This is a genomic window from Homoserinimonas flava, from assembly GCF_054969005.1.
The window spans coordinates 1-8534 of sequence record NZ_JBUEQS010000006.1 but is presented as its reverse complement, the minus strand read 5'-3'; the positions used below and the strand labels follow the sequence as shown (position 1 = coordinate 8534).

10 protein-coding genes and 1 tRNA gene are annotated in these 8534 nt (G+C 61.5%); 6 read left to right on the top strand and 5 right to left on the bottom strand.

Annotated features, from left to right (window positions below):
• Window positions 1-134 precede the first annotated feature (134 nt).
• A complete protein-coding gene (locus ACY48M_RS13080) occupies window positions 135-371 on the bottom strand; it encodes a DUF2530 domain-containing protein (RefSeq protein ID WP_462820737.1) in 237 nt (78 codons plus the stop codon).
• A 17-nt stretch (window positions 372-388) separates the two neighbouring features.
• The gene (gene serC, locus ACY48M_RS13075; RefSeq protein WP_462820736.1) at window positions 389-1501 is read right to left on the bottom strand and encodes a phosphoserine transaminase; all 1113 of its coding nucleotides are present in this window, start codon (window positions 1499-1501) and stop codon (window positions 389-391) included.
• A 110-nt stretch (window positions 1502-1611) separates the two neighbouring features.
• On the opposite strand from serC, the gene ACY48M_RS13070 reads away from it, so the two are divergent.
• From ACY48M_RS13070 to ACY48M_RS13055, 4 genes are all read left to right on the top strand, one after another.
• The gene (locus ACY48M_RS13070) at window positions 1612-2307 is read left to right on the top strand and encodes a metal-dependent transcriptional regulator (protein WP_462820735.1); all 696 of its coding nucleotides are present in this window, start codon (window positions 1612-1614) and stop codon (window positions 2305-2307) included.
• 382 nt (window positions 2308-2689) lie between these two features.
• On the top strand, window positions 2690-3187 hold the full coding sequence (locus ACY48M_RS13065) for an HNH endonuclease (protein WP_462820734.1): 498 nt from the start codon (window positions 2690-2692) through the stop codon (window positions 3185-3187).
• Window positions 3188-3639: 452 nt separating this feature from the next.
• Window positions 3640-4467: a J domain-containing protein gene (locus ACY48M_RS13060; protein WP_462820733.1), complete on the top strand. Its 828-nt coding sequence runs from the start codon at window positions 3640-3642 to the stop codon at window positions 4465-4467.
• Window positions 4468-4675: 208 nt separating this feature from the next.
• Window positions 4676-4750, top strand: a tRNA-Arg gene (locus ACY48M_RS13055).
• 149 nt (window positions 4751-4899) lie between these two features.
• On the opposite strand, the gene ACY48M_RS13050 is transcribed toward ACY48M_RS13055, so the two are convergent.
• Window positions 4900-5148, bottom strand: a complete 249-nt coding sequence (locus tag ACY48M_RS13050; RefSeq protein WP_462820732.1) for a DUF2188 domain-containing protein — start codon at window positions 5146-5148, stop codon at window positions 4900-4902.
• A 112-nt stretch (window positions 5149-5260) separates the two neighbouring features.
• Here ACY48M_RS13050 and ACY48M_RS13045 point away from each other — a divergent pair, with 112 nt between their 5' ends.
• A complete protein-coding gene (locus ACY48M_RS13045; RefSeq protein ID WP_462820731.1) occupies window positions 5261-6064 on the top strand; it encodes a hypothetical protein in 804 nt (267 codons plus the stop codon).
• Between the two features lie 4 nt (window positions 6065-6068).
• A complete protein-coding gene (locus tag ACY48M_RS13040; RefSeq protein ID WP_462820730.1) occupies window positions 6069-7262 on the top strand; it encodes an XRE family transcriptional regulator in 1194 nt (397 codons plus the stop codon).
• A 169-nt stretch (window positions 7263-7431) separates the two neighbouring features.
• On the opposite strand, the gene ACY48M_RS13035 is transcribed toward ACY48M_RS13040, so the two are convergent.
• Both ACY48M_RS13035 and ACY48M_RS13030 read right to left on the bottom strand, forming a co-directional pair.
• On the bottom strand, window positions 7432-8328 hold the full coding sequence (locus tag ACY48M_RS13035) for a hypothetical protein (RefSeq protein WP_462820729.1): 897 nt from the start codon (window positions 8326-8328) through the stop codon (window positions 7432-7434).
• 76 nt (window positions 8329-8404) lie between these two features.
• Window positions 8405-8534 (bottom strand): integrase core domain-containing protein (locus ACY48M_RS13030; protein WP_462820738.1); only part of this gene is annotated, 130 nt, incomplete at its 5' end.

Sequence of the window (8534 nt, the reverse complement as noted above, 5' to 3'; positions counted from 1 at the left end):
GCGAACGGGGCATTAGCGTGAGTCACGAAGACCTCCGGTTGAAGATGCGAGTGTGGTAACCCACATCCTGCCCGGAGGTCTTCGCTATCTCACCCGATCACAACGTCCCGAGGAACTACAACTAGCGGCGGTTACTACCGGCGGTGCCTCCGGTGCGTGTAGAGCAACCCGAGGGCGCCGAGCACGAGCCCGGTGACGCACGTCCACAGCCAGAGGGACGGCAGTGGCATCCCGAACACCGGCCCGGCGAGCAGCACGAACGCAAGCGCGATGACCCACGCGACGAGCCCGACGATCATGGGCTTGCGATCATCCGTCGCCACCGGGGTGGGGTCTGGACGCCGCTCGAAGTCTTTTAGCCAGAGGCGCATGCCTTCACGCTAGCTGCTTAGAGCGCGCCGACGACATATTCGATGCTCTTGATGAGCTGGCGGATGTCGTCTGGCTCGATCGCGGTGAAGGTGGCGACGCGCAGCTGGTTGCGGCCGAGCTTGCGGTAGGGCTCGGTGTCGACGATGCCGTTCGCGCGGAGGGCCTTCGCGATGGCGGCGGCGTCGAGCTGCTCGTCGAAGTCGATTGTGGCGACGACCTGCGAGCGGTGCTCCGGGTTCGCGACGAAGGGGGTTGCGTAGTCGACGCTGGCCGCCCAGTCGTAGATGGCCGAGCTCGACTCTTTGGTGCGGGCATCCGCCCAGGCGAGCCCGCCGTTGCCGTTGATCCACCGCACCTGGTCGTCGAGCAGGATGAGGGTGGTGAGGGCAGGCGTGTTGAGGGTTTGGTTGAGGCGCGAGTTGTCGACGGCCTGCTTGAGGCTGAGGAAGTCGGGGATGTAGCGGCCGCTCGCGGCGATGCGCTCGACGCGCTCGAGGGCGGCGGGGGAGAAGAGGGCGAACCACAGGCCGCCGTCGGAGGCGAAGTTCTTCTGCGGTGCGAAGTAGTACACGTCGGCTTCGGATGCATCGAAGTCGACCCCGCCGGCAGCGCTCGTCGCATCGATCACCGTGAGGGCGCCGGCATCGCCGTGCACGCGGGTGATGGGCGCCATGACGCCGGTCGAGGTTTCGTTGTGGGTCCAGCCGTAGAGGTCGATGCCCTCGCGGGCGACCGCGTCGGCGCGCGAACCCGGCTCCGCCTTGATCACGTCGGGGGCCTCAAGCCACGGGGCGGCGGCGGCCTTGGCAAACTTGCCACCGAACTCGCCGAAGGTGAGGTTCTGGCTCCGCTTCTCGATAAGACCGAATGCCGCGGCATCCCAGAACGCGGTCGAGCCACCGTTGCCGAGCACCACCTCGCAGCCCTCCGGGATGCTGAAAAGCTCGCCGAGCCCCTCCTGCACGCTCTTCACCAGGTTCTTGACGGGCGCCTGGCGGTGGGAGGTGCCGAGAAGCTTGGCGCCCTCGACGACGAGGTGCTCAAGCTGGGCTCCGCGGACCTTGGAGGGGCCGCATCCGAAGCGTCCGTCGGCGGGCAGGAGGTCTGTGGGGATTTTCACGTCGGCCATGCGACGATTCTAGGGCCGCGCTGAGGGCGCGATTCGCACGCCCAGCACCGGGATGGCCGGCCGGACAGGTTAGGGTTGCCTGAGAAGCTTGCGGCACCTGGAGGGCGACGTTGACCGATCTCATTGACACCACTGAGATGTACCTGCGCACCATCTATGAGCTCGAAGAAGAGAACATCATTCCCCTGCGTGCGCGCATCAGCGAGCGTCTCGGACATTCGGGCCCCACGGTGTCGCAAACGATCGGTCGCATGGAGCGCGATGGCCTCGTCATCGTCGAGGGTGACCGCCACCTCAAACTGACCCAGCCCGGACGCATCAAAGCCGTCTCGGTGATGCGCAAACACCGTCTCGCCGAACGCCTGCTCTCCGACGTGATCGGCCTCGACTGGGCGCTCGTGCACGAAGAAGCATGCCGCTGGGAGCATGTCATGAGCGAACAGGTAGAGCGTCGCATCCTTGAGCTGCTTGGCCACCCAACGCATTCGCCGTACGGCAACCCCATCCCAGGGCTCGATGAGCTGGGCGAGACGCCGACAACCCCGTTCTCGACCGGTGTTGTGAACATTGTCAACTACACGCTCGGCGCGGTCGGCCCGCTCAGCGGTGAGATTCGACGACTCGGCGAGCCGGTGCAGTATGAGTCGGAGCTGCTCGAGCAGTTGCGCGTCGCGGGTGTTGTGCCCGGCAACCGTGCCCAGTTCACCGCCGCGGGCTCGTATGTGCTCGTCGAGGTTGACGGCAGCGATGAAGGCATCGAACTGCCGAATGAGGTTGCGCAGCACGTGTACGTTGGCATCAAGTAGGGCGCCAACAACTGTTCACCGGCGTGCGCTCACGTTTCTGCGCCTGACCGCGTTACTCTGGAACCCTTGCAATTCTGAGCCACAATTCGGGAGAGCGTATGACAAGGGGTGACACCATCCGAACCGCGGATGCGCGCCGCCCTGCGTGTGCCGCCAAGGTCGGGTCTGCCCCGGCTGCGGTGGCACGGCACGAGTTCATACGCCCGAGCGGTCGGCGGGGCGCACTCTTCTGTGCGCCGCGTCATCCAGGCACTGCCATTTTGGCGGTGCCTTTTCGCGTTAACGGAGGTTTCTTTCGCGACGCGTCAGCTCCCGCCCGAGGGTCGGGGTCGCACGGTTAGGCCCCTGCAAGCCGTGCAGGGCGCAATCGCAAAGGACAACCATGCGCACGCTGGTATTGAACGCGGGCTACGAGCCCCTTGCCGTTGTCAGCTTCAAGCGAGCCGTCGTGCTCGTGATGAACCAGAAGGCGACGGTGTTGGCACATGACGCCGAGCATCCGGTCTTCTCGCATTCGGGTGCATTCGAACGCCCCTCGGTGATTTTGCTCACACGCTATGTGCGCATCCCGAGCAGCCGGCGCATCCCGGTGAGCCGACGCGGGGTGCTGCGCCGCGACAACCAGCGTTGCGCGTATTGCGGCGGCGGCGCCACCACGATCGACCATGTGGTGCCGCGCTCGCGGGGCGGGGCCGACTCGTGGGAGAACCTGGTGGCCGCATGCCTGCGCTGCAACAACAAGAAGGGTGACCGCACCCCGCGCGAGATGGGCTGGCATTTGCGCATCCGCCCGCAGGCACCGCACGGCACCTCGTGGATGGTGCGCGGGGTCGAGACGGCGGTGCCGCAGTGGGAAGAGTTTTTGGCGCCTGCGGCGTAGGGGTCTTCCTCTGCACTGTGGCGCCGTTCAGACTACCGACTCGCACGCGTGCCGGTTTCTCCCGGCTGCGGGTGAACCTAACCATTTTGGATTATGCTTCTGAACAACGACTCGACAATTCATCATTGTCGCGAAGTAGGACTATGGCCCCATCATCTGGGCCGTTATCGAATGAGCCAGCGAACTGGAGCTCGGAGGATGCATCGTGGCCAATATGACGGATCGAGCCGTGGCCATTGCGCAAGCGCTCATCGCGGCAGCGAGTATGTCGCACGCAGTGGCCGCGACTGACATTAGGAGTCAAGCGCAGAAGCTCCACAGGGAGTATGGCGAGTACTCAGTTCAGCAGATCAGCTCAAGAATCGCGGATGAGATCAAGAAGCGCCACGCGCCTGGAATCAGCGGGTCGGTCTAGAACTGTCGAGGGGTTGTAGCGTGCGAAGAACGCCTGCTTGCACTCGATCCTCAAACTCGCCCGAGCAATGCATCCGAGTTGTGCCTTGATTCCGAACTTCTATGAAGTACTGGGTGTCGACTCCAGTGCGAGCACAGAACAAATTCGTTCCGAATACAAGCGCATGCTCCGGCAGGTGCATCCTGATACCGGCGGTAATTCGGGGCTATTTCGTTTAGTGCAGGAGGCATGGGAGACGCTTGGAGATCCGGTAAAGCGAGCCGTCTATGACCGCGAGCAAACGGCGTCTCGTAGCTCTGCGGGGTCTGGCTACTACCAAGGTGCTGACGACGAGCACTTCCGACGGGCGTATGCCGAGGAGGCTGGACGCGATCGCTTCCGTGAAGAGAAGTCTCGGAGCCAGTGGGAGGAGCAACAGCGTCGGTGGCGCGAGGGAGAGTCGGAACGTGAGAAGGAGCGGGCGAGGCAGGCTCGGCAGGATGCGGAGGTGGCACGTCAGTGGGAGCGTGCCCGTACGTACGAGGCGGCACTGAACCGCCTTCCTCGGACGGAACGCGAATCACATCTGAAAGATGGCATATCGCTTTCGAATCTGCTCAGGATCCACCGTATTGATTCGCTCGTGCTGCCGATTGTCGTAACTCTCGCAGCCGCCCTTGCACTCACCGCAGCAACTACAATCGGAAGCCTCAGCGGAAGCTACCACTGGTTCACTTTCGCTTTCAACGCCGCAGTCATCTTCGTAGGGCTCTATTTCATCCTTGGTGTGCTGGCATGGGTCGTGATTTGGCTCATGAAGGCCGCTGTGCCTCGTAGGCGCGGAATGTCAGCGCTCGACCTGCAAGACGAGTATCTCGCAGAATAAGAAGCCTCGTGCTTTGGGCGGGTGCGTGCAGTCGTCAATTGGGGCGGGCAAGTGGCGCCAATGAGCTTTACGCGGATGAAGGCGGCGTTCTTGGGTGCTACAGACGCCATCGATCGCCGAGCACGCGCAGAGCCTCGCGTAAAGCCGAACTGGATAGCACTTGACGCACGCTAACGAAGGACCGAGCTTCGCTAGACTCAACACGCCAGCCTCTGTAGCTCAATGGAAGAGCATGTCCGTCCTAAGGATCAGGTTGGGGGTTCGAGTCCCTCCAGGGGCACCATATACGCCTTACTAGAACCCCGAACAGAATTCATGGCCGCTGGTAGGTTGTCTATGACTTGTTCGCGAACCGCATTTGCTCGCCCACCTATCTGGGCGAGCTTTGCTCTTGCAACTTCGGTGGCGACGTTGCAACTCGCCTTTTGGCCGCTACTTCGAGTCGCGCGGCGGGAACGGATCGCGACCAGGGCCTACGGTGTCGGAGTCGCGTATACGTCCGTCGCGTCCATGAATCACCACTTCGCCGCCGCCCGCATTCTGCGTAATCTCGCGGGCACGGCTGATGGCGTCGGCTTGGGTGTCGCGGTGGGCCGAAGCTCGGTTGGCGCCGGGTGCCTTGACGTCCCACCCGCCGCCAGGATTCTGGACGACATGTCGGTTGTTTAGGTTGGGAGGCATGGGATACCCCTTGCTACGTAGTCACTCGTGAAGTCCGAGGTCTCGCGCGGAGTGACACGCCGAGAGTTAAGGTCTACCACATAGATTACTGATTTGCGTATAGCATGGGCGCATGACCGAAGAGAGTGACATCTTCGCGGCGCTAAAGGCCGCTGGCGTTATCGAATTGCTCGACTGGGCGTCGACGACAGCTTTCGCGCGCGTAGCCCAGGACTATGACGAAGAAGCCGGTCATGATCAGGCTGTTGTCGGATTCCTGGCGTACAAGTACATTCTTGATCTCCTGGACCGTGCGACTTCATCGGGGAAGTACGCGCTCCCCGAGGGTGCCTCCGCTGACCATGGACGCGACATCCTTCGCCAGGGCATCAATACTGAGGCCTTCGAGGCCATGCCGCGGCTGGCACCCGAGTTCATCAACAGGAGCAACTTCAATGGTTCACCTGGGTGGGCATTTGGTGACGTCCGATGGCTCTTGCAGTCATACCGGTTCGGCGACATCGACAAGCTCGTCTGGGGCCAGAAGAGCGAAAGCAAGCTGCAGGTGGCCAATCAGCCGTTCATCGATGCCCACACCGTCCTGTTTAACTTCGCCGACCTCGATATGGACGAGCCAGAAACGGTCGCCATCGATGAGTTCGTGGGATCGACACTGATCTTGGCCCATGCCTTCAACCGTGAGAACGGATCATTCGAGGTCTACATCGGGCGAAGCCGCGCTCCTGAGCATTGGGGTGACGGGCCCTGGCACTGGAGGCGTCTCATCGTCGCGGGTGGCACGGGTGGGCCCGGAGTTGGAGGTGTTCCCGAGGGACCCTTGCTTCCCGGAACGCCTCCATCGACACAGGTCGAGGATGCGGCAGTGAAGCTGCGCCCTTCTGCGGGCGAGGAAACCAACCGCGCCGAGGGCATCTAGTCACATGGATTCCGTGATCCGCCCTTCGGGGCGTCTAGCTGGTGTGTCCGCGATGTTCGACGGCGGGCGCCTCACGTTGGCGCGGCAGCTTGCCGGTCTTAAGAAGATAAAGCTCGCTGAGCTCATCGAGATGACGCCGGCCTCGGTGTCCGCCTGGGAAAACGGGACGAAGAAGCCGAATAGTTCGGCGGTGGCAAAACTCAGCGTCGCTCTGCAGGTTGAGCCGCAGTTCTTTGCACCGACGACTGGCGTCGCGCCGCTGCCGGCGGCACCACACTTTCGGTCTTTGAGGTCGACGACGCAGCTTGCGCAGGATCAAGCATTCGCTTACGGACGTCTCGCGGGGGATATCGCCGCACTCATTGAGAAGAGCGTCGAATTTCCTGCGCGCGATCTTCCTGATTTTCCTTTGTCGGCCACCGAACTCTCAGGCGACGGTCCTGAGCAAGCAGCCAAGGTTGCAAGGGCATACTTCGGGCTTCCCGTTGGGCCGGTGCAACATCTCGTCCGTTTGGCTGAACGTGCTGGCGTCCTGGTGGTGTTCAGCGCTCCCCAAACCGCCTCTATCGACGCGTACTCGATGGAAGTAAATGGGCGCCCTATCATCGTGCTGCATCCGGACAAGGACGATTACTACCGGCAGCGTTTCGACGTTGCACATGAGCTCGGACATTTGATCATGCACGCCGACGCAGAGCCCGGAGGCCGGATCGCGGAAGAGCAAGCTCACCGTTTCGCATCCGAGTTCTTGATGCCGGCTGAGGAGATACTGCCGGACCTTCCGCGCACCACGACAAACAAGGGATGGGCGACACTGCGGCAGCTGAAGGAACACTGGGGCGTCAGCATGCAAGCCCTGCTTTATCGGGCTCGTGCACTCGGCGTAATGAGTGATGTCACCTATCGGAATGCGATGATCCGAGTCTCCGGACTGGGCTGGCGCCGAGCCGAACCAGGCAATGTCGTTGTCCTCGAGATGCCGTCGCTGATCCCTCGCGCTGTCGAGGTCCTCGAGGGGGCTGGAGTCTCCGCCGCAGACATCGTGCGCGGGCCTGGCCTACCCCTCCCCGTCTTCAACATGATCGCTTCACGCCTTCCACACCCGGAGCGGTTGCAAGGGACTGATGAGAGCACGCGGTTAGACAATTCTGGAGGAGTGGTGACCGCACTCTTCCGCGGAGCGAGTTCACTTTCGTGAAGCCGCACTCGGCACTTTTCTGAAGTACTGGTGTCTAGACAACATGCAGGAGAATGGACACGGCTCGAGTCTCCTCCCGGCGGAGTTCAACCGGCGTCGGTTCAAGACAGCAAGTTTGCCACCGATTTCGTCTCGCTTTCTGTCAGGTTCGTTGAGCCCGTGTGATGCCTCAGAGACCGATTTCCGTGAAAGGCATCGAAACTGGGGCCTCGATCTGACGCCTCACGATGTACTGAACGAGCAGTTCTCCCACCGGTGGCAGGTCGACCCCTAGCCTCTCGACAAGAATGTCGAGATGCTTCGGGTGCAGGCGCAGACGTTGAGCAGCCAATGCGAGGAGAAACTCCATGAGCGGTGAATCGCCCTGTCCATCGAATGAGTCAATTACACCGTCGAGTACAGCCAGCATGCTCGCACTCAACCCCGGTGAAACTGAATAGTCAAGCTCCCACGGCAGCGCGCCGCGAAGCAAAGAACTATTCGTCACTGGGTCGTTGTAACGGTCGAAATTGAAGGGATGAATCGCGGTGAGATTGTGTTGCCGTTGGGTCGTGTCAAAGAAGCGCTCCAGTTCCAGGTCAGGGTCACCAGGGTGATAGTCCTGGTGGTCTTTGCCACCACCCGGACTTCGAGACCAGTCAAGAAGTGCCGCGAATGTCATATAGACGGCGGCTTGATTGATGTCCTCCTTCTGGTACTTGAAGCCCCAGAGAGCGAAATTGTCCTCGAGTTTCAGTCTTCCCTCGGGATTGTTCATGTCCAAGCCTGAATTTAGAAACAGATTGTCGCGAAGGCCTCCAACAGATAGCAGCCCCACTCGCTGTCGAATCTGCTGAATCGCGTTACGCTCAACGTCTGGTTCGCGATAGGGGACACGCGCGAACTCCTTGAGCAGCCCGTTCCAGAACTCCGTCTCGTCGTCCCACACAGACCCCAAGAGCGTCTTCTCGCTCGGAAGCCACGCGGACGCAACCTCCTGCACTTTTGTTCGCGGCCCGGTGTTCAACCCAATTTTGAGATTGCTCTTCAGATATCTCCATGTCTCGGCGTCCTGCGTTCGCGGCATGAATACGAAGTAGCAAACGACCGAGTTCTCGACTAACGGGCGGAGCTCTCGGCTCAGCGAATTTAACGCGCTTCCGCTAGATGTAGTTCCCCGTGAGGTTGTGAACGCGGTCTGAGGGTCGGGCTCCGCCGATGCCGGTGTGGGGTCTGTGGTGATTGTAGTGATGGAGCCAGGCCTGATAGGTGTCGGCTCGTGATTCGTCGCTG

What these genes read in the sequence shown, in the direction of transcription:
- ACY48M_RS13080 (WP_462820737.1), bottom strand. Translation starts at nt 371, where the DNA reads ATGCGCCTCTGGCTAAAAGACTTCGAGCGGCGTCCAGACCCCACCCCG.
- serC (WP_462820736.1), bottom strand. Translation starts at nt 1,501, where the DNA reads ATGGCCGACGTGAAAATCCCCACAGACCTCCTGCCCGCCGACGGACGC.
- ACY48M_RS13065 (WP_462820734.1), top strand. Translation starts at nt 2,690, where the DNA reads ATGCGCACGCTGGTATTGAACGCGGGCTACGAGCCCCTTGCCGTTGTC.
- ACY48M_RS13050 (WP_462820732.1), bottom strand. Translation starts at nt 5,148, where the DNA reads ATGCCTCCCAACCTAAACAACCGACATGTCGTCCAGAATCCTGGCGGC.
- ACY48M_RS13045 (WP_462820731.1), top strand. Translation starts at nt 5,261, where the DNA reads ATGACCGAAGAGAGTGACATCTTCGCGGCGCTAAAGGCCGCTGGCGTT.
- ACY48M_RS13040 (WP_462820730.1), top strand. Translation starts at nt 6,069, where the DNA reads ATGGATTCCGTGATCCGCCCTTCGGGGCGTCTAGCTGGTGTGTCCGCG.
- ACY48M_RS13035 (WP_462820729.1), bottom strand. Translation starts at nt 8,328, where the DNA reads ATGCCGCGAACGCAGGACGCCGAGACATGGAGATATCTGAAGAGCAAT.